At 49.5% G+C, this 19,903-nt stretch carries 19 protein-coding genes; 4 read left to right on the top strand and 15 right to left on the bottom strand.

The genetic code is table 11. The features are described 5' to 3' along the window. Nucleotides 1-265 precede the first annotated feature (265 nt). On the bottom strand, nucleotides 266-2,173 hold the full coding sequence (locus ACIFO6_RS22090) for a bifunctional 2',3'-cyclic-nucleotide 2'-phosphodiesterase/3'-nucleotidase (RefSeq protein ID WP_430043923.1): 1,908 nt from the start codon (nucleotides 2,171-2,173) through the stop codon (nucleotides 266-268). 239 nt (nucleotides 2,174-2,412) lie between these two features. On the opposite strand from ACIFO6_RS22090, the gene ACIFO6_RS22085 reads away from it, so the two are divergent. From ACIFO6_RS22085 to phnE (ACIFO6_RS22070), 4 genes are all read left to right on the top strand, one after another. Continuing rightward, the gene (locus ACIFO6_RS22085) at nucleotides 2,413-3,381 is read left to right on the top strand and encodes a phosphate/phosphite/phosphonate ABC transporter substrate-binding protein (RefSeq protein WP_430043921.1); all 969 of its coding nucleotides are present in this window, start codon (nucleotides 2,413-2,415) and stop codon (nucleotides 3,379-3,381) included. A 134-nt stretch (nucleotides 3,382-3,515) separates the two neighbouring features. Beyond that, a complete protein-coding gene (phnC, locus tag ACIFO6_RS22080; protein ID WP_430043919.1) occupies nucleotides 3,516-4,286 on the top strand; it encodes a phosphonate ABC transporter ATP-binding protein in 771 nt (256 codons plus the stop codon). Then, a complete protein-coding gene (gene phnE / locus ACIFO6_RS22075) occupies nucleotides 4,283-5,137 on the top strand; it encodes a phosphonate ABC transporter, permease protein PhnE (protein WP_430043916.1) in 855 nt (284 codons plus the stop codon). The genes phnC and phnE (ACIFO6_RS22075) overlap by 4 nt, the downstream gene beginning before the upstream one ends. Then, nucleotides 5,134-5,931 (top strand): phosphonate ABC transporter, permease protein PhnE, encoded by a 798-nt coding sequence (gene phnE / locus ACIFO6_RS22070; protein WP_430043913.1) that lies wholly within the window; start codon nucleotides 5,134-5,136, stop codon nucleotides 5,929-5,931. Before phnE (ACIFO6_RS22075) ends, phnE (ACIFO6_RS22070) begins: the two co-directional genes overlap by 4 nt. An 87-nt stretch (nucleotides 5,932-6,018) precedes the next feature. Here the strand turns inward: phnE (ACIFO6_RS22070) and ACIFO6_RS22065 are convergent, their stop codons facing one another. From ACIFO6_RS22065 to ACIFO6_RS22000, 14 genes are all read right to left on the bottom strand, one after another. After that, on the bottom strand, nucleotides 6,019-7,149 hold the full coding sequence (locus ACIFO6_RS22065) for an aminotransferase class V-fold PLP-dependent enzyme (protein WP_430043912.1): 1,131 nt from the start codon (nucleotides 7,147-7,149) through the stop codon (nucleotides 6,019-6,021). Between the two features lie 165 nt (nucleotides 7,150-7,314). Then, entirely contained in the window at nucleotides 7,315-8,190 is an 876-nt protein-coding gene (gene cysW, locus ACIFO6_RS22060; RefSeq protein WP_430043910.1) for a sulfate ABC transporter permease subunit CysW, read from the bottom strand. Nucleotides 8,191-8,265: 75 nt separating this feature from the next. Continuing rightward, the gene (gene cysT, locus ACIFO6_RS22055) at nucleotides 8,266-9,099 is read right to left on the bottom strand and encodes a sulfate ABC transporter permease subunit CysT (protein WP_430043909.1); all 834 of its coding nucleotides are present in this window, start codon (nucleotides 9,097-9,099) and stop codon (nucleotides 8,266-8,268) included. Between the two features lie 27 nt (nucleotides 9,100-9,126). Continuing rightward, nucleotides 9,127-10,188 carry a sulfate ABC transporter substrate-binding protein gene (locus ACIFO6_RS22050; RefSeq protein WP_430043908.1) on the bottom strand — a complete coding sequence of 354 codons (1,062 nt, stop codon included), beginning with the start codon at nucleotides 10,186-10,188 and terminating at the stop codon, nucleotides 9,127-9,129. A 376-nt stretch (nucleotides 10,189-10,564) separates the two neighbouring features. Beyond that, entirely contained in the window at nucleotides 10,565-11,248 is a 684-nt protein-coding gene (locus ACIFO6_RS22045; RefSeq protein WP_430043907.1) for a hypothetical protein, read from the bottom strand. A 121-nt stretch (nucleotides 11,249-11,369) separates the two neighbouring features. After that, on the bottom strand, nucleotides 11,370-11,864 hold the full coding sequence (locus ACIFO6_RS22040; protein WP_430043905.1) for a hypothetical protein: 495 nt from the start codon (nucleotides 11,862-11,864) through the stop codon (nucleotides 11,370-11,372). Nucleotides 11,865-11,927: 63 nt separating this feature from the next. Next, entirely contained in the window at nucleotides 11,928-12,974 is a 1,047-nt protein-coding gene (locus tag ACIFO6_RS22035) for a leucine-rich repeat domain-containing protein (protein ID WP_430043903.1), read from the bottom strand. A 97-nt stretch (nucleotides 12,975-13,071) separates the two neighbouring features. Beyond that, nucleotides 13,072-14,373, bottom strand: coding sequence for a pyrimidine-nucleoside phosphorylase (locus tag ACIFO6_RS22030; protein WP_430043901.1), 1,302 nt, complete (start codon nucleotides 14,371-14,373; stop codon nucleotides 13,072-13,074). A gap of 32 nt (nucleotides 14,374-14,405) precedes the next feature. Further along, nucleotides 14,406-15,113 carry a purine-nucleoside phosphorylase gene (deoD, locus tag ACIFO6_RS22025; protein ID WP_025686143.1) on the bottom strand — a complete coding sequence of 236 codons (708 nt, stop codon included), beginning with the start codon at nucleotides 15,111-15,113 and terminating at the stop codon, nucleotides 14,406-14,408. 91 nt (nucleotides 15,114-15,204) lie between these two features. Continuing rightward, on the bottom strand, nucleotides 15,205-16,386 hold the full coding sequence (deoB, locus tag ACIFO6_RS22020) for a phosphopentomutase (protein WP_430043899.1): 1,182 nt from the start codon (nucleotides 16,384-16,386) through the stop codon (nucleotides 15,205-15,207). Between the two features lie 32 nt (nucleotides 16,387-16,418). Then, on the bottom strand, nucleotides 16,419-17,597 hold the full coding sequence (locus ACIFO6_RS22015) for a NupC/NupG family nucleoside CNT transporter (RefSeq protein ID WP_430043897.1): 1,179 nt from the start codon (nucleotides 17,595-17,597) through the stop codon (nucleotides 16,419-16,421). A 77-nt stretch (nucleotides 17,598-17,674) separates the two neighbouring features. Next, nucleotides 17,675-18,070: a cytidine deaminase gene (locus tag ACIFO6_RS22010; protein WP_404520749.1), complete on the bottom strand. Its 396-nt coding sequence runs from the start codon at nucleotides 18,068-18,070 to the stop codon at nucleotides 17,675-17,677. Nucleotides 18,071-18,100: 30 nt separating this feature from the next. Continuing rightward, on the bottom strand, nucleotides 18,101-18,763 hold the full coding sequence (gene deoC, locus ACIFO6_RS22005) for a deoxyribose-phosphate aldolase (protein WP_430043893.1): 663 nt from the start codon (nucleotides 18,761-18,763) through the stop codon (nucleotides 18,101-18,103). 185 nt (nucleotides 18,764-18,948) lie between these two features. After that, nucleotides 18,949-19,884, bottom strand: coding sequence for a sugar-binding transcriptional regulator (locus ACIFO6_RS22000; protein WP_430043892.1), 936 nt, complete (start codon nucleotides 19,882-19,884; stop codon nucleotides 18,949-18,951). Nucleotides 19,885-19,903 lie beyond the last annotated feature (19 nt).

Here is a 19,903-nt window from a genome sequence, read left to right as displayed (position 1 = left end):
GGTAGCCTCCTACTCGATTACCTTTTAAACCAAAATTTGTTTAAACAAAGTATATGTCTAATTATAACGGAGGTCAATAACTTAAACGCGACTCAGGACATATAAAATTACGAATTTCGTACGATTTCAAATAATCCGTGTGCAAAAAGACCGCCCCCGAAAGGACAGTCCTTGCTCGACATTTGATGCCATAGGCTCATAAAGAATGGAAATGAGTCCTCTTTTCCCTCATTGGATATGTTGTCATGTATTTGTTCAAAAAAATTCAGGATTGCCCGAAATCCAGGGCAAATTTGGCGTATCCCTCTGCGGTTAATCCTTCATAAAGCAACTCTGAATGGGCTTTGGCGGCATCCGTTGCTTGCGGTGAGGTCAGGAATGTCACGTGCGGGCGGCCCGGCCATGGTGAGAGGGACCAGTGACCGTCTGCTTTGGGCGTCAACGTCTTCATATGCCGCATATATTCGGTCAGCACATGCCGATTTTCATCCGGTGAAGCGAGTACGATTCGTTCCCCACCCGGATTGACCAATGTAGAAGAAAACGCACGATAATTGTTCGTGACAACCAAATAGCTTCGCTGCATATCTATCGGCGCTCCATCCAAGGACATATGAATGATTCTGTGCGCATCCGGTTCCTTCAATATTCCAGCTGCATCATATCTGGCGGGCTGCGTCACATCAATCTGATAGCTGATCCCGTCAATGATATCGAAGTTAAAGCTCGGAAAATCCGAATCAATCAGCGCTTGCTCCTGTTCTGCATAAGGATCAATTTGTCGGAATTGTCCGGCAGACCATTCGAGCCATTCCTGAATTTCTCCCCCGGTCAGTCGGACGACATGCAGCGTGTTTGGAAAATTGTACAGATCGGCGATATGCTTGATCGCCAAAGTCCCCGCCGGAATATCGGTATAATACGAGGGACCATATCTGCCGCCTGTTTTAAAGGGAGCCGCTGCCGACAAAACGGGCAGACCTTCGTACTCACTCCCCTGCATCTGCTGCTTTACATACCAAATTTGCGCGTCGTTCACGAGTTGAACGGAAGCATCGTCCATCACCTGGGCAAAAAAGCTGTTTACTGCCACCATCGTCCGCCCAACAGGTGCGCGAATATAGTCCAGCGTTCCGGCATGCTCTTCCGCAACCACCTGCTGAATGGCAGTATCCGGCTGCACCAGTGCTTGCTTGCGTACGGGATCATACACCGGACGTACCTCCGCAGAAGAGGCAGCCACTTGCCACGCTCCGTCCATAAGGGTCAGGTCCAGATCTATGACACCCAGATGATCTCCCCAAAAGCCCGGCTCTACCGCCGGAATATCATGGATGGTGCCTCGCTCCGCGTCCACACCCGTTTGACCAACAAACGAGGGGCCGGGGAATACTTTATGCGCATGACCAAACAAAATAGCGTCGATCCCTTCTACATTGCTCAGATGCAGCACCGCATTTTCCATATATGGCGTTTCAGGAATATCTTCGAAGCCCGCGTGAGGCATGGCAATAATCAAATCGGCTCCCTCTGCCTTCATTTGCGGAATAAACTGTCTTGCGGTGTCTAGCATATCCTTGACGATGATTTTTCCTTCCAGCCACGCCTTGTCCCATTGCATAATTTGCGGAGGCACAAACCCGATAATCCCCACCTTCAACAAGTGCTTGTCGCCTGCCTCATCCTCCACTGTCTTGTCCAGTATCAGATAAGGTGTAAAGTAATTTCGTTCTTTTTCCACGACTGTATAAATGTTGGCATTGATATAAGGAAACTTGGCTCCTTGAAGGCAAGTCTGTAAATATTCCAATCCATAGTTAAATTCGTGATTTCCAATATTGCCCGCCTCGTACCCTAACAGGTTCATCGCTTTATAGGCAGGATGCACGGCGTTCGGGTTCTGTTGGAGAAGCTGTACAGCATAATCCCCCATCGGATTACCTTGAATAACATCCCCGTTATCCAGCAGCAGGTGGTTAGGTACCTCGGCCCGAGCTGCCTGGATTAGACTGGCTGTTTGCGCAAGACCGTACTGCAACGTTTCCCGATCCGTATAATAATCGTAATTCCACAAGCTGACATGCAGATCGGTCGTAACCATAATGCGAAATTTCACTCTCACAGGACATAGCGTCTGCTGTCGTACCTCTTTATTGATATCTGAAATATCCAATCCTGTTCTCTCCCTCAGCTTCGGTCTTAGAGCTTGAACAAGTCTAACAGGGCACTGTTAAGAGAATGTTAAATGAACAGAAATGAGAGAGCAAAAGATATATTTTACATACTTTTTACCAAAGTCAGGAATGGTTTTTACCCTAAGAGCCGGACTAGCTGTTAAGATTCTGTTTGTCACAGAATTTACAGACTTTTTCAATTTTATCTTCGTTATTACTATTTTAGGGGGAAATTATTTTGTTTAAAAAAGCACTGACCTTGTGCATGACCTTCACACTGGCGGCAGGTCTGGCCGCTTGCAGCTCCAATGCAAGCAATAACAACAGCGCATCCACTCCAGGCACAGATGGCACGAAAAGCGAAAGCACAGCCTATGTTCCTACAGAGTTAAAAGTACAGTTCGTTCCTTCACAAAATGCAGATACGCTCGAAGCCAAAGCCAAGCCGCTCGAAAAGCTGCTGGGCGACAAGCTAGGAATTCCGGTAAAAGTAACCGTGTCTCCTGACTACAACACGATTGTGGAAGCCATGTCCTCCAAACAGGTAGATGTAGGTTTCCTTCCACCGAATGCCTATGTTCTGGCACACGATAACCGTAAAGCGGCTGACTTGCTCCTGCAAGCCCAACGCTACGGTATTGAAGACGGTACAGGCAAGGATACAACTGAAAAAGTAAACTTTTATAAATCCATGATCGTGGTCAAAAAAGATTCTCCGATTCAAAGCCTGGCTGACCTGAAGGGTAAAAAAGTCGGCTGGCAAAATGTAACCTCCTCCGCAGGCTATGTGTATCCCGCAGCAGAGCTGAAGAAAGCTGGCGTGGACCCGGACACGGATGTGCAGGGCGTAACGATCAAAGGCCATGATGCCGCTATTCTGGCGCTACTGAACGGTCAGGTTGATGCTGTAGCTGTTTTCCAGGATGCACGCAACACGGTTAAGAAGGAAATTCCGGATGTATTTGAAAAAACACGTGTCATTCATTACACAGCTAAAATTCCGAATGATACGGTCAGCGTACGTTCCGATATGGATCAAGCGTGGAGAGACAAAATCAGCCAAGCCTTTATAGATATCGCCAAAGACCCTGCGGGCGGCGAAATCATTAAAGAAATTTATACGCATGTAGGCTATGAAAAGGGCGACGATAAAAACTTCGATTCTGTACGTGAATATGCCGAAGCCGTCGGCCAAGCAGTTAAGTAATAGGAGCAAACGCGTAATTGTAATGAAGCAACAGCTACGAAACAGGCATTACGAATGACAGGGCAGCACCGTCCATGTATTCATGGCGGTGTTGTTTTCATTCCACCCCATCGGGGGGAGAAAGTTGGGAGCATATGATCGAATTCCGCAATGTATCGAAAACATACCCGAACGGCACCAAAGGGTTGAACAATATTAATCTGACGATTAAAGAGGGCGAAATGGTCGTCATTGTTGGCTTGTCCGGTGCGGGCAAGTCTACTCTGCTGCGTTCCATTAATCGACTGCATGACATTACCTCCGGCGACATTGTCGTGGACGGCAGGTCTGTCACGTCTGCCGGAAGCAGCGAGCTGCGCCGCATTCGCCGTGATATCGGCATGATTTTTCAGAGCTTCAATCTGGTCAAGCGCTCAACCGTGCTCCGCAACGTACTTTCCGGCCGTGTCGGATATCATTCGACGCTCAGAACCATTCTTGGCCTCTTTCCGAAGGAGGATGTCGAGCTGGCCCTAACGGCACTGGAACGCGTGAACATCCGCGAAAAGGCCTACAGCCGGGCCGATGAGCTGTCCGGCGGTCAACAGCAGCGCGTATCCATCGCCCGCGCTCTGGCGCAGGAGGCCAAGATTATTCTGGCGGACGAGCCTGTCGCATCGCTTGATCCGCTGACCACCCGCCAGGTCATGGACGACCTCCAGCGGATCAATCGTGACATGCAGATTACGACCATCGTCAATCTGCATTTCATTGATCTGGCGCGCGAATACGCGACGCGGATCATTGGATTGCGTGCCGGAGAGGTCGTCTTTGACGGCACGCCGGAGGAAGCTACGGATGACGCTTTTGCGGAAATCTACGGCCGGGCCATCAAGCATGATGAGCTGCTGGGAGTGGGATCATGAAGCCCGACTCCACTGCCCAGCCGCTCTCTTCGCCGTCACCACAAGCCGGACCGCCGCAGCCGCAGCAATCCAAGCCGCCCGCGGGGCCGCCCCTGCCGGGGCGTTACAAGCGTTACGCCACCTGGATGATCTTTATCGTGGTGCTGGTGGCCTGCTCCATTCATACGGATGCTACGCCTTACCAGTTGATCGTCGGCTTGCCGGAGATGGGCAAATTACTTGGCGAAATGTTCCCGCCTGACTGGAGCTACCTGCCCACCATCTGGAAGCCGATGCTGGAAACCATCCAGATTGCCATTGTGGGCACGACGCTGGGTGCGCTGCTGGCTATTCCCGTCGCCCTGCTGTGCGCCTACAATGTCATGCCGCGCAAGCTGATCTCGCTGCCGATGCGCACGATCCTGAACCTCGTGCGGACCGTTCCCGATCTGCTGTTTGCCTCCATCTTTGTGGCGGTGTTCGGCATCGGGCCGTTCGCAGGGATGCTCGCCCTGCTCTTCTTCTCCTTCGGCATCATTGCGAAGCTGACGTTCGAGGCTATTGAAGCCATTGATCCCGGCCCGCTGGAAGCCATGACTGCCGTTGGCGCGAGCCGCATTCAGGTGATTGCCTTCGGTGTCGTACCGCAGGCATTGCCCTATTTTGTGTCCTACTTGCTGTACACCTTTGAGGTCAATGTACGTGCGGCTTCTGTTCTGGGGCTGGTCGGCGCGGGCGGTATCGGCCTGCTGCTCGACCGTTCGCTTGGCCTGTTCCGGTATGACCGGGCAAGTATCATTATTCTACTGACCCTCGTCATCGTTCTGGCGATTGATTACGGCAGTAACCTGCTACGGAGGAAATTATTATGAATGATCCTACGCTTCGCAGACCTGTTGGCTCCCGCCTGCGCCTATGGGCGATAGCTATTCTGCTAATCATTATTTATATTTGGGCTTTCCGTGGGATGCAGTTCGAAGGATTACAGGGGACCGCCAAAAACGTTTCTGTCGCTATATTGGACGGATTCCTTCATCCTGACTGGTCATTCGTTTACATTCCTGAAGGAGAGGACTTGCTACGTGGGCTGCTGGATACGCTGGTTATCTCCGTTCTCGGAACCTTTGTATCCGCATTTGTCTGTCTCCCGTTTGCCTTCTGGGCATCCAGCAACATGACTCGGTTACGCCCCTTGTCGGGCAGCGGTAAATTTGTACTCAGCGTCATTCGGGTATTTCCTGAAATGATCGTCGCGATCCTGTTCATCAAGGCCGTTGGACCCGGCTCATTCGCGGGTGTGCTTGCCCTCGGTATTCACTCCATCGGCATGCTGGCGAAGCTTTTTTCAGAAACGATCGAAAGCGTCGATCACGGGCCGCAGGAAGCCTTGATCGCCTGTGGTGCCAACCGTTTGCAGGTGATTTTCTTCGCCGTACTGCCGCAGGTGATTCCACAGTTCCTTTCCTATTCGCTCTACCGTTTTGAAATTAACATTCGTTCCGCAACCACGCTCGGTCTGGTCGGTGCAGGCGGTATCGGTACTCCTCTGCTGTTTGCGCTCCAAATGCGCAACTGGAACCGCGTAGGTGTCATTTTGCTGGGCATTGTGATCCTGATCATATTAACGGATTTAATTTCCGGCTGGCTGCGCAAGCGGATTGTATAATCGACAAGATTGAAAATGCCAAAAAAGCCTCTCCTGTGTAAAAGGGACAACATTACGCTCCCGTTACGCAGAAGAGGCTTTTTAGATTCAGCAAATGGTCGCCACCTCGTCCATCACCCGTCGGATTTCCTCTGCCGTATTGTAAAAATGCGGAGCCAAGCGAATCACATCCTTCCGTGCCGAAACGATAATATTTTGGCTTCTCAAACGGCTCTCAACCGCCGATGCATCGGCAACCTCAACAGCGATAAAACCAGGTAAAGCGCCCTCCCCGGAAGGCAAGCGTATGCTTAACCCTTTGCGGCGTCCATACTCCATAGAAAATTCCAACAATTCGCTCATATACGCCTGAATATCCGTGACTCCGATTTCCAGCAGCAGCTTTAAGGCTGCATTGGCGGCAAAGATACTAATGAATGAAGGCAATCCCGTCTCGAAGCGTCGGGCTCCTGCCGCCGGGACCGGGCGTGCAATATCAAACCGGGAAGCGGATTCCTGTCCAAGCCAGCCGGTAAGTTTGGGCTTGAAGCGATCTATCCAATCGTTGCTCACATAAAGAAAAGCAACTCCCGGAATCCCCAGCATATATTTGCGGGCACCCGCCACCAGAATATCCACGCCCATCGCTTTTACATCCATAGGTATGATTCCCGCAGACTGATAGGCATCCACGAACAGCACCGCCTGATTTCGGTGAGTCACATCCGCCATGGATTTTAGATCTTGCTGGAATCCGTTGGAATAGTTCACATGGGACACCATAATGAGCGCTGTATTTTCGGTAATTTGTTCTTCATACTGCTCTAAAGTAACCTCACCATGAATGGAGGGGATACAACGAATGTGATCACGAAACCTGTCCTGTGCTTGCCAGATGTGCCCAACCGTCGGAAAGTCAGTATCTGCGTACACAATGCCTTCTTTTCCCGATACAAAAGGAAGTGCAGTTGCCACCCCGGCAATCGCCTCAGAGGCTGAGGATATAACTGCAATCTCGCCTGGCTCTGCCCCGATCAGTTTGGCAAAATGTCCTCTGGCTTCCTCCAGCCGTGCCATAGACAAGTCGCCGTTATGCCCGTGTTGCAGCAAACTTCGATGGTATTCCTCAATTGCGGCAGATACCGGCCTTGATATGGCTCCTTGGGAGCAGCTCCCTAGATGAATATGAGAGGACAGCACCGGAAACAGCTGACGGTAGGACTGAAACGGATGTTTCATAATTCCCTTCGCTCCTCTTGGGCACAGCTACGTGCCTTGATATGATCATTTTATTATCCATATAAGTCATCTTAGAACAAGGGCCTCCCTTCCCATCTTATCGCCAAACATCGACGATAGACGCGAAGAGAAACCCTGTGAAATCAAGTACGTTCCTGCGTTTCATTAATGAACCCGTTTGCGCCCAAACCAGCTTTTAAGCACCAAGGTAGCGAGAGCCAGTAACAACAGCAGTGAAGCCACCGCAAAGGATGCCGAGAACTGATATTCGTTATACAAAATTTCCACATGCAGCGGCAATGTATTCGTCTCTCCACGGATATGTCCCGAGACGACGGACACCGCCCCGAATTCACCCATGGCTCTCGCATTACACAAAATAATCCCATACAGTAGGCCCCACTTGATGTTCGGCAGCGTCACCTTCCAGAAAATACGCCAGCCGCGTGCGCCCAGCATGACAGCGGCTTCTTCTTCCTGCTGTCCCTGATCCTCCATCATTGGAATAAGTTCTCGCGCCACAAAAGGAAAGGTGATGAACAGCGTCGCCAAAATAATGCCCGGCAAGGCAAAAATAATTTTGATATCATGCTCGTCCAGCCACGGCCCAAGCCAGCCCTGTGCGCCGAATACCAGCACATACATCAATCCACCGACGACAGGAGAGATGGCAAAGGGCAAATCAATCAGGGTGACCAGCAAGCCCTTACCACGAAATTGAAACTTTGTAATCAGCCAAGCGGCCGCTACGCCAAATACCGTATTCAGAGGTACCGTTATGGCTGCCACCAGCAGCGTCAGCCGCAGCGCCGACATGGCATCGGGGTCGCGTAACGCTTCAACGTATACGCCCCAGCCCTGCTTGAGCGCTTCGGTAAGTACGACGATCAGCGGCAGTACCAGCACCCACAGCAAAGCCAGAAAAGCGGCACCGATCAGCGTCCACTTCACCCAAGGGGCTTCGGTTGTAGCCCTGTTGGGCGGTGCAGATGAAGGCACAGGTGCATGGGTAAGCTCCTGTCCGGTTATCGCTTGTGACATGATGTTTCTTCCTCCTTAAATAGCGGATGTACCGCTATCGTATGAATCAAACACATACTGTCCTGCGTGATAACGTTAGATGGTACGGCGCCGCGACCAGCGCTGAATGCTGTTAATCACCAGTAGCAGCAGGAATGAAATGACCAACAGCATCAAGGCTACCGCCGTAGCTCCTGCATAGTCATTTTGCTCCAGCTTGGACATAATGAGCAGCGGAGCGATCTCGGTCTTCATCGGCATATTGCCGGAAATGAAGACGACTGAGCCGTACTCCCCGATGCCACGGGCAAAGGCAAGCGCAAAGCCCGTCAGCAGCGGCGGCACGAGCTCCGGCACAATAACGCTGCGGAAGGTGCGCCATCTGCTGGCTCCCAGCGTAGCAGCGACCTCCTCCTCGTCCTTGTCCAGTTCCTCCAGCACCGGCTGGACCGTCCGCACGACGAACGGGATGCCGATAAACATCAGCGCGAGCGTAATGCCCGTCTGCGAATATGCCATCTTCCAGCCAAGCGGTTCGAACAACGAACCGATCCAGCCATTTTGCGCATAGAGAGCTGTCAAGGCAACACCCGCAACCGCCGTGGGCAAAGCAAAGGGCAGATCAATCACCGCATCAAAAATCCGTTTTCCCGGAAACTCATAACGCACCAGCACCCAGGCGATCAGCAAGCCGAGGAATAGATCGATCAGCGCCGCAGCCGCAGCGCACAAAAAGCTTACCTTGTAAGAAGCCAGTACCCTGACGTCAGTCGCCACATCCCAAAACTTCTCCCACGTCAGTCCGGTTGAGTTCAGAAGCAGCGCCGATAAAGGCACCAGCACCACCAGACTGAGGTACAGCACACTATATCCCATCGTTAACCCGAACCCGGGAAGTACGCGTTTTCGGGTGACTTGCACTTGACTCATGTTCTGTCCATCCCTCTCTGAAATCCATTAACTTCCAGGTACATAAATTTGGTCAAAGATGCCCTTGTCGCTAAAATGCTTTTGCTGCGTCTCCTTCCACGTTCCGAATACATCCTTCAAGGTCACCAGCTCCAGCTTGGGAAATTGATCCTTGAACTTCGCCTTTACACTATCCAGCGTTGGACGATAATAGTTCTCGGCAGCAATGGTTTGCCCCTCTTCGCTGTACAAATATTTCAAGTACGCATCTGCTACCTCGCGTGTACCTTTTTTATCCACAACCTTATCGACCACTGCTACCGGAGGCTCGGCCAAAATGCTGATCGACGGATACACGATATCGAATTTATCCGTACCCAGCTCCTTCACGGAAAGCAGCGCTTCATTCTCCCAAGCGATCAGCACGTCACCAATCTCGCGCTCCACAAAGGTCGTTGTCGCTCCACGCGCTCCGCTGTCCAGTACCGGCACATGCTTGTATAGCTCCTGTACAAACTGCTGGGCTTTAGCTTCATCGTTATTATTTTTCTTGAGCGCATAGGCCCATGCCGCAAGGTAGTTCCAGCGGGCCCCACCTGACGTCTTGGGGTTCGGCGTAATGACCTGCACATCACCCCGGATCAGATCGTCCCAGTCCTTAATTCCTTTCGGATTGCCCTTACGCACCAGCAACACGATGGTTGAAGTGTATGGAGAACTGTTATGCTCATATTTATTTTGCCATCCTTCTTTAATCAGCCCTTTTTCCTGTAACGCATCAATATCGTAGCCCAGAGCCAGGGTAACTACGTCCGCATCCAGCCCATCCTGCACAGAACGGCTTTGCTTGCCAGACCCTCCATGAGATTGCTTAATCGTAACCTTCTGCCCTTTCTCCTTCTCCCAGTGGGCGGCAAACGCCTTGTTATACGCCTCATACAGCTCACGGGTCGGGTCATAAGAAACATTGAGCAGCTCCACATCCTTGGAACCCGCAGCAGAGCTGCCATTCGCCTGTGTTTCTCCTTTGCTTGCTCCGCAAGCACTTAACGTCAACGTCAAAACCACTGATAGCCCAAGAATAAGTCCACTTTTCCATTTCCCTTTCATCAAAACCCTCCTAATTCTATGTAATTAATAAAAACAAATTCATTTACGCCTGTTATTGACAGACGTATTCAAAAAAAAGAGCGGAGAATTCCCTGATGCAGCCCTGATAGGTCAAACCTGTCGCTTGGACAAGTGTCTGCCTGCTGTTCCTAGAGGTTCTCCGCCATAATGGCGAAATCATACTTTAATTCTTTAATTCCTACCTGTTTAATGAGTTATGTAGATATAATACGAGAGTTTATGAGCGTTGTCAAACCTTTTTTTGGCATGGATGATCTGTGCTTCGCTAGCTTGAGGGGATAAGAGGGGATAAAAAGTCAGGAACATTCGAATGTTCCCGACTGCTTACAAACTATTTTCATACACGAGGAACTGCTTAATTGGCGACCGTTTCAAGATTGACCGAAAAAACTCCAAAAAGCTTCGGATTGTCTGTAGCTCTTCTCAACCACAACTCGCCCGAGCCAACCATGACCCCCTGATAATTGACAAACAAGTCGTCTGTCTTTTGATTCACCAATGCTTGACGAATGGCGTCCGTAAAAATCTGATCGTACTTGGCAATGAACTCTTTCTTATTCGGAATGGTTAGTGCCTTTTCGCTGTCGTTGACGCGCAGAGGGTAGAAAATGTAATTGGCCACCTTTTCCTTGTCATTGTCGGCAACAGCCTTCTGCAACGCTTTGAACGTGTTCAAAAATGCCTTAGGGTCCTGAATACCTGCTGCCTCAAAAGGATTGTGGGATGGATTGGCGGATTTTGGGGAGGAAGAAACATCCGATGAAGTAGCCGGGGCCGATGGACTTGGCTTTTCCGCGTCATTTCCGTTGTTTTCCGCACTATCGCTCTCTTTCGCGACTTTTTCATTTGGGGCTGAGCCACTACGATCCGCATTAGCTCTATGCTCTATCGCACTTGTATTGCTTCCGGTCTCGACAGTTTCAGCATTCTTATCCTGGCCGCAGCCAGCGAGAGCTACAAATGTAAGTGCAAGTAAAATGGCTGTGAGTGACAGCCTCCGTGACATTTTCTGATTACCGTATTCTTGGTTTTTGGGCACAACGGGTCATCCTTTCTGCTTCTGCTTTCTGCTCTGACCTATTCTGTTCATTAAGTCTTCAACCGTTCTATTGTAACATAAGTAGGCTAATGACCGCATGTCGTGCCCATATGGAAGGGGCTTACAGCGTAATATACGCGAAGGTTTTCACTGATCCTTTGGAGCCATCATCCGTATTTACATCCAAAATCAGCTCAGTTGTGGAATCCTTCGTTGCTTCATTTTGTTCCTCCGGCTTTACCAACAACAGATCATGCCGTTCTCCCGGCTGCAACGTTCGGCTGGAAAATCCATCTGTCTGACCTGACAAGCCTGACGTACCCGCGCTTTTAAGCTTATATCGTATAGGTTGCTTCCCTGTATTCTTGATGCTGATATACAGCTTCCGTCCCTCTTCAAATGTAAAGTTCGTATGAGCAGGCCCCTCAAATTGCATCTCCTGATCATGTACAATGCGTTTCGCTGCGCTTCCTTGCTCATTCTGCGTACTAAGCGGAACCGTCGAATGACTCTGATTTACTTCTGTAATCGTTGATGTCGGGACGCTCATACTGGCAAAAGTGGCATACCCCACAATTGCCCCTGCGACCCCCATCCAAGCCCACTTATCTACCATTTCATTTCCTCCTTCATAGAACTATGCTGAATCCTAAACGATATAAGCCATTTTCCATACCATTTAGTCGTCGCCGTGATTACACAGATGGAACGGCTTATCCTCCACAAGAAAACGATCCAGCCAGGTCATTTTGAATATAAAATCGGGGGCAGATCCAATCAATCCGTTCACAACATTTAAGGAGCGCAGATTTTTCAGATTTTGTATTTCAGGGGGCAGTGTACGAATTCCGCTATATTGAATATCAAGATACTCCAACTGCTGTAGCTCTCCTATCTCTGGCGGCAAATGCCGGAATGACAACTCATCCTTGGGAATCACCTTGTAATCCGGTGCTGGACGGTCATAGCTCCCACAAGCGATACTCAAGCTTTTGAGTCGTGTTAGCTTGGCAATGTTGGCTGGTAGCTCTTCCAGATCCGCTACTTGTATCGTCAGTGACTCCAACGAATCTAACTCAAATAAAGCGGGCGAAAGTGTCCAGATGTCCTGCTCGAAAATAGTGAGATGCTTCAATAAACGTAATTCCCTGATCCGTTCCGGTATCTCCGTCAAAGCAAACCCCATCAACTCCAACCGATCTGGCTGATGCCGGATGGCATCGTTCAGAAAAGCATCTATATTCTGATGCTCAGGCTTGTGAATGAACACACCGGGGATAAGCTCCTCCAATGCAGCGGCCTCTTCTCTACCCATGTTCAGTCTGCCTATTCGCTCGTGAGCAATGTTAATGATCCAATCCTCTCCTTCGGCATTCTGGAAACACAAATCCTCAGGTACTTTCGGATGCATCCAGGAAAACAGGCTGGACGCTGCTCGCTTTAACAGCTCTCCCGCCTCCGGCGTACATTGGTATCGATAGAACGTTCCTTGTGTATAAGCTATAGCATGTTTTCTTCTCATTTCCTCATAGGAATGCGTCGACAGCAAAAATGGATTCAATTGCTGTAACAGTTCCTTGAACATGATAGTCGTATCGAAATCAATATCCATGTCCTCAGTCTCCCATTCATGTACGCCTAGCATAAAAGTGTCCGCTCGTTCTATAGCATAATCAATCAGCCGTTCATAGGCCGTTCCCCGGACATCGCTGTATAATTCGAACATATCTCTCCCCCTCTATGATGCCCTTCTGCCTTACTATACAAAAAACCGGACTCATATCTATTATGAGTCCGGCTGTCATATTTTTCAAACTTGTATTTTACTCTGTCACCGTTCCGTAGATCAGTACGGGAGCTTCGGCGTGATCCGCAATACGGATGTTCGCGTAGATTTTCTCCAGCACTTGGGCTACATCTTCACGGTTCGCATGGATGGTAACCAATGAATCGCCCACTTTTACAGCATCGCCGACCTTTTTATTCAGCATCAGGCCGACAGCCAGATCGATCTCGGATTCCTTGGTTGCGCGTCCTGCTCCAAGCAGCATCGCAGCGGTACCGATTTCGTCAGCCACGATTTCAGCCACCAAACCATCCTGCTTCGCAGGCACTTCGATGAGATACTGTGCTTGTGGCAAGCGTTCCGGATGATCCACAACCGAAGCGTCACCGCCCTGGTTTGCAATAAACTCTTTGAATTTCTCCAGTGCTTTGCCGTTGTGAATGACTTCTTTGAGCTTCTCTTCGGCGTCTTCAAGGGAATTGGCTTTGCCAGCCAAAAATACCATCTGACTGCCCAAGGCCATACACAGCTCTTCCAGATCCTTTGGTCCTTGACCGCGCAGTGTATCAATCGCTTCTTTGACTTCCAGCGAGTTACCAATGGCAAGACCCAGCGGCTGACTCATATCGGAAATGACAGCCATCGTTTTGCGGCCGACATTGTTACCGATGCTTACCATCGCATGTGCCAGTTCTTTGGCATCATCGACGGTTTTCATGAACGCACCTGCACCTGTCTTCACATCGAGTACGATGGCATCAGAACCGGCAGCGATTTTTTTACTCATAATCGAGCTGGCAATCAGCGGAATCGAGTTTACTGTAGCGGTAACATCACGCAGCGCATACAGCTTCTTGTCCGCAGGTGTTAGGTTGCCACTTTGTCCGATGACCGCAATTTTACTGCGATTGACCAGATCCACGAATTCGTCTTTACTGATTTCTACGTGGAAGCCTGCAATAGCCTCCAGCTTGTCAATCGTTCCTCCGGTATGTCCGAGGCCGCGACCTGACATTTTCGCTACCGGAATATCCAAAGCCGCTACGAGCGGAGCCAGCACCAGCGTTGTCGTATCACCCACGCCGCCAGTGGAGTGCTTATCGACCTTCACGCCTTCAATTGCAGACAAGTCAATCGTATCCCCTGAATGAACCATCGCCATCGTCAGATCGGCGCGTTCGCGTTCAGTCATATCCTTGAAGAAAATGGACATCGCTAACGCACTCACCTGATAGTCAGGAATTTCCCCCTGCGTGTAGCCTTGGATAATAAAATTAATTTCCTCAGTTGTCAGTTCTTTTCCATCACGCTTTTTCTCGATCAAGTCTACCATTCTCATATGTCATTTCTCCTCACTGTGCGTATGATCGTTTACAGGGATATTGCTGTATCCAGGGCAACTTCCATCATTTCTTTAAAGGTCGTTTGCCGTTCTTCCGCTGTCGTTTCCTCACCTGTCAGCAAATGATCGCTTACCGTCAGAATCGTCAACGCGTTTACGCCAAATTTGGCTGCCAGCGTGTATAATGCCGAAGTCTCCATCTCCACACCCAGTACGCCGTATTCCATCAGCTTTTGTGTAATTGATTTGTCATCACGATAAAAGCTGTCCGAGCTGAACACGTTACCGACATGCATCTTCAAGCCCTTGGCAACACCGCGATCATAAGCGCCCTTTAATAAAGGGAAGCTGGCAATCGGCGAATAGTCGTAGCCGCCAAAAATATGGCGGTTCATGCCGGAATCCGTGCAGGAAGCCTGTGCCAAAATAACGTCACGAACATGCACATGCTCCTTCATCCCGCCGCATGTACCTACGCGGAACAAGTTTTTCACACCGTACTCGCTAATCAGCTCGTTGACATAAATACTGATGGACGGCAGTCCCATTCCGGTTCCCTGTACAGACAGGCGTTTGCCCTGATACGTTCCCGTAAATCCGAGCATTCCGCGCACCTCGTTGTAGCATGTTACATCTTCCAGATACGTTTCAGCAATAAACTTCGCCCGCAGCGGGTCTCCTGGCAGCAAAATCGTTTCTGCAATCTCTCCAGGCTTGGCTCCAATGTGTACACTCATGTTTTTATTCCTCCGTCCCATTTGTCCATGCTTATATCGTTATTTATATCGTTACTTATTTATCTTCCTTGTAATCTTGCTTGCGTCCTGACTATTGAAGTTCTGCCAAAAAGCTCGTTCCGTGTTCAGGCAGCTTCACACCAAAGTTATCCGCTACCGTCGCTCCGATATCCGCAAACGTTTTACGTATCGCAAGCTCCTTGCCTCCAGCTGCAAAACGAGGGGAATATACCAAGAGAGGCACATATTCACGTGTATGATCCGTTCCCCGATACGTCGGGTCATTCCCATGGTCTGCGGTGATGATCAACAGATCCTCATCCGTCATTTTAGCGAATACCTCTGGTAGACGGGCATCATAATCGTCCAAAGCCTGACCGTATCCCTGCGGATCACGGCGGTGACCGTATACAGCATCAAAGTCGACCAGATTCAAGAAGCTTAATCCGGTAAAATCTTCATCCAGCGTAGCCACCAGCTTATCCATACCGTCCATATTAGACACGGTGCGCACTGCTTTTGTCACACCCTCGCCGTCATAAATGTCGGAGATTTTACCCAATGCGATCACATCCAGACCTGCATCCTTCAGCTCGTTCATCGTGGTACGACCAAACGGCTTGAGCGCATAATCATGGCGATTGGAGGTGCGGGAGAAGTTACCGGCCTCTCCTACGAACGGACGCGCAATAATCCGGCCCAGCATGTATGGATCTTCCAGCGTGATTTTACGACAAAACTCGCAAATCTCATAAAGCTCCTTTAAAGGTAAAACTTCCTCATGCGCCGCAATTTGCAGCACCGAATCCGCCGATGTATAGATGATGAGCGCTCCTGTCTTCACATGCTCCTCGCCCAGCTCATCCATGATTTCCGTTCCGCTGGCAGGCTTGTTGCCAATGACTTTGCGGCCCGAATGCTCCTCAATGCGCTGAATCAGCTCATCTGGAAAACCATCGGGGAATACGCGGAAAGGAACCGCAATATTCAAGCCCATAATTTCCCAATGTCCGGTCATTGTATCCTTTCCGTTGGACGCTTCCTGCATTTTAGTGTAATACGCGAGCGGCTTCTCAGCGGCTTGCACCCCTTCAATAGGACGAATGTTGGACAGACCAAGCTTACCCATATTGGGCATGTTCAGACCGCCACGTTCGCGGGCAATATGACCCAGTGTATCTACATCGTAATCATCAAACTGGGCAGCATCCGGCGCTTCGCCGATCCCCACAGAGTCCATGACAACCAAGTGAATCCGTTTGAATTTAGACATGATGAAATTCCTTTCCTAACTCGCTGTTTTTTTTACAAAAACAACCCTGCAATAATTGCCGACAGCACGCTAACCAGCGTCGCGCCGTACAACAGCTTCAGACCAAAGCGGGCCACCACATTCCCCTGCTTCTCATGCAGACCCTTCACAGCCCCGGAAATAATACCGATGGACGAGAAGTTTGCAAAAGATACGAGGAATACCGATACGATCCCGACCGTGCGCTCCGACAAGCCCGTTTGCTTGGTCAGATCCAGCATCGCCACAAATTCATTAGACACGAGCTTGGTGGCCATAATACTGCCTGCTTGAACCGCTTCGCTCCATGGAATACCCATGACAAAAGCGATAGGCGCAAACACATAGCCAAGCAATGATTGGAAGCTTATTCCAAGCGCCCAAGAGAAAATTCCGTTAACCATGGCAATCAGCGCCACAAAACCGATCAGCATCGCAGCTACCGTAATAGCGACTTTGAAACCGTCCATAATATACTCCCCGAGCATTTCGAAGAAGGACTGCTTCTCTTCATCCTGAACCTCCAGCAAATCATCTTCCTTCTCAATCTTGTACGGATTAATGATCGAAGAGATAATAAAGCCGCCGAACAGGTTCAATACCAAAGCGGTAACCACATATTTGGGGTTCAACATTTGCATGTACGCCCCCACAATCGACATAGACACCGTAGACATCGCAGACGCACACAGCGTATACAGTCGATGCTTTGGCAGGAAACCAATTTGCTTTTTAACGGAAATAAACACCTCGGATTGACCCAGAATAGCGGAAGCTACAGCGTTGTAAGATTCCAGTTTACCCATTCCGTTTACTTTGCTCAAGACAAGCCCGATATATTTAATAATAAAAGGTAACACTTTTACATATTGCAAAATCCCAATCAGCGCGGATATGAACACGATCGGTAGCAGTACACCGATAAAGAACGGCGCAGCTCCTTCATTCGCAATCCCGCCGAATACAAAGTTAATTCCTTCCATAGCATATCCAATCAGACCATTAAACCCTTTTGCAAAACCTTTGACCAGAATTTCACCAATCTCTGTATACAGCAATACAAAAGCCAGCACCGCCTGTAAAACAACCATAACGACCAGCGGACGATACCTGATTTTATGTTTGTCACTGCTGGCAACGTAAGTAAGTGCAAATACAACGATCAGCCCCAACAGAGCGATTACATATTTCATTTTAATTTCCCCCTTATTACATTAAGCGCTTACATTACCTATAAAAAGAATGCGCCCCGAAAGAGGCATTCTTTTTTTTATTTCCCCAGATCAGCAGGACGAAAAGCACCCGGCAGTAGTTGGTCCACCGTCCACTCTTCCGTGTTGCCATGAAGGTTGGTCAGATACACTTTGGTATCTGGTTGAGCAAATTCGGAAATCACCTGACGACAGGCTCCGCATGGAGACACAGGTCCTGCCGTATCTGCTACAATCGCAATGGCATCAATTTTACGACAGCCTTCAGATACCATTTTAAAAATCGCTGTCCGTTCCGCACAATTGCATAAGCCGTAGGAGGCATTTTCTACATTACATCCGCGATAAACCGTGCCATCGCTTCCGAGAACCGCAGCACCGACCTGAAAATTTGAATACGGAATATATGCCTGTTTACGCGCCTCAAGCGCTTCCTGAATCAATTGATCCTTCATCGCGAATCCCTCCATGACTTTAAGATGATCTTAGTAGGAAGATGTAGACTGCTGGCCCTCGATGATTGTCACACCGGAACTTGCACCGATACGGCTTGCGCCCGCTTCTACTAATTTCTGTACGTCCTCCAGACTGCGTACGCCGCCGGAAGCCTTAACACCAATCTCAGGTCCTACGGTTTTGCGCATCAAAGCCACATCTTCCGCAGTTGCTCCGCCAGTAGAGAAGCCTGTCGACGTTTTCACGAAATTCGCTCCCGCTTTCACGGACAACTCAGAAGCCAGTACCTTTTCTTCATCTGTCAGCAAGCATGCTTCAATAATTACTTTTACCAGTGTACCTGCGGCTGCTTCCACGACTGCACGGATGTCCTGCTCAACGAGCTGTAAATCACGTGCCTTCAAAGCGCCTATATTAATAACCATATCAACCTCAGTTGCACCGTTGGCAATAGCATCCTTCGTTTCGAACGCTTTCGTTGCCGTCGTATTGGCTCCCAGCGGGAAACCGATAACGGTACAAATGTTCACGCCTGTTCCTGTCAGTTGCTCTGCGGAGTAAGCTACCCAGGCCGGGTTCACACATACGGAAGCAAACTGATATTTCTTCGCCTCAGCGGTCAATTTTGTAATTTCATCCTTCGTCGCGTCTGCACGCAACAACGTATGGTCGATCAATCCTGCAATGTTCATTCTCTAAACGCTCCTTCATTAGAGAGATCGTATTAGGACCAATGTCCTTTACTTCTCTGTGATAAGACCATCATAGCACGACATTGAACATATGTAAAACACATTTTGAAATTATGTTCAAGCCTGCACATGAGACGGTACCTACAGTCCACTTAGCTTATACAGTCTCACGCCGAACCAAATGTCTACTGTAAAAGTGCCTGTGCCGTAAACTGATCCGTCACTAAAATATTGGCATACTTACCAAGCAGCGATGCCCGGATGGCCTCCACTTTGCGCTGTCCTCCGGCAACGAGAATCGCCTTCTCCTTCTTGCGCAAATCAGGCAAATCAATGCCGACGGTACGACTGTTAATTTCCTGACTACATATATTGCCCTCATCATCAAAAAAACGTGAGCAAATATCGCCCTTGCCGATTTTTTGCAGCAGCTTCTGCTCCTCATGGTTAAAATAGCCCAATCTGAACAACAGCGCATCCTCTTTGACCGTCCCCACCGTAAACACGGCAATGTTCGCCTGCTTGCCAAGCTCAATGATACGCTGGATGTGCCGATCCTCCTCGACCATTTTCTTGACGGCGTGGCTGTCAAAAATCACAGGCAGCGGCAAATACCGTGCAATCGTGTGAAAGGCTTCCGCGAACAAATTCACCGTCTCCACGGCATACGTGTTGACATGCGAATGGCTTACGCCTCCTTTGAGCTGGACGACCTCGACGCCCTTCACCTGCTTTTGCTGGAGATGAAGCGCCACCGCATGCATCGTCGTTCCCCACGTCACTCCAATAATATCTGCATCTTGTACCGTTTCATGCAAATAATCGGCAGCTTTTTTGCTAATATGCTTCTTGATCTCCTGATATTCATTTAACGGCGAATAGCAGACCAGAACGGTATCCAGCCCGTATTTCTTCTTGACCTGCTCTCCGAGCTCATCCATATCCTCCATCGGATCCACAATACTGATTCTCACATAACCCTGTTCCTTGGCAGCTTGAAGCAACCGCGATACCGTGGGACGCGAAACCCCGAGTCTGACTGCAATTTCTTGCTGGCTATAGTCGTTCAGATAGTATAATCTGGCTGCTTCGATACTTAGACGCTGCTTTTCATGATCCATTCTACCTCAACCCGCTTAT

Origin of the sequence: Paenibacillus sp. NRS-1781 (genome assembly GCF_050467745.1) — a bacterium.
Lineage (GTDB): Bacteria > Bacillota > Bacilli > Paenibacillales > Paenibacillaceae > Paenibacillus > Paenibacillus terrae_A.
This window is presented reverse-complemented; position numbering and strand designations above follow the sequence as displayed.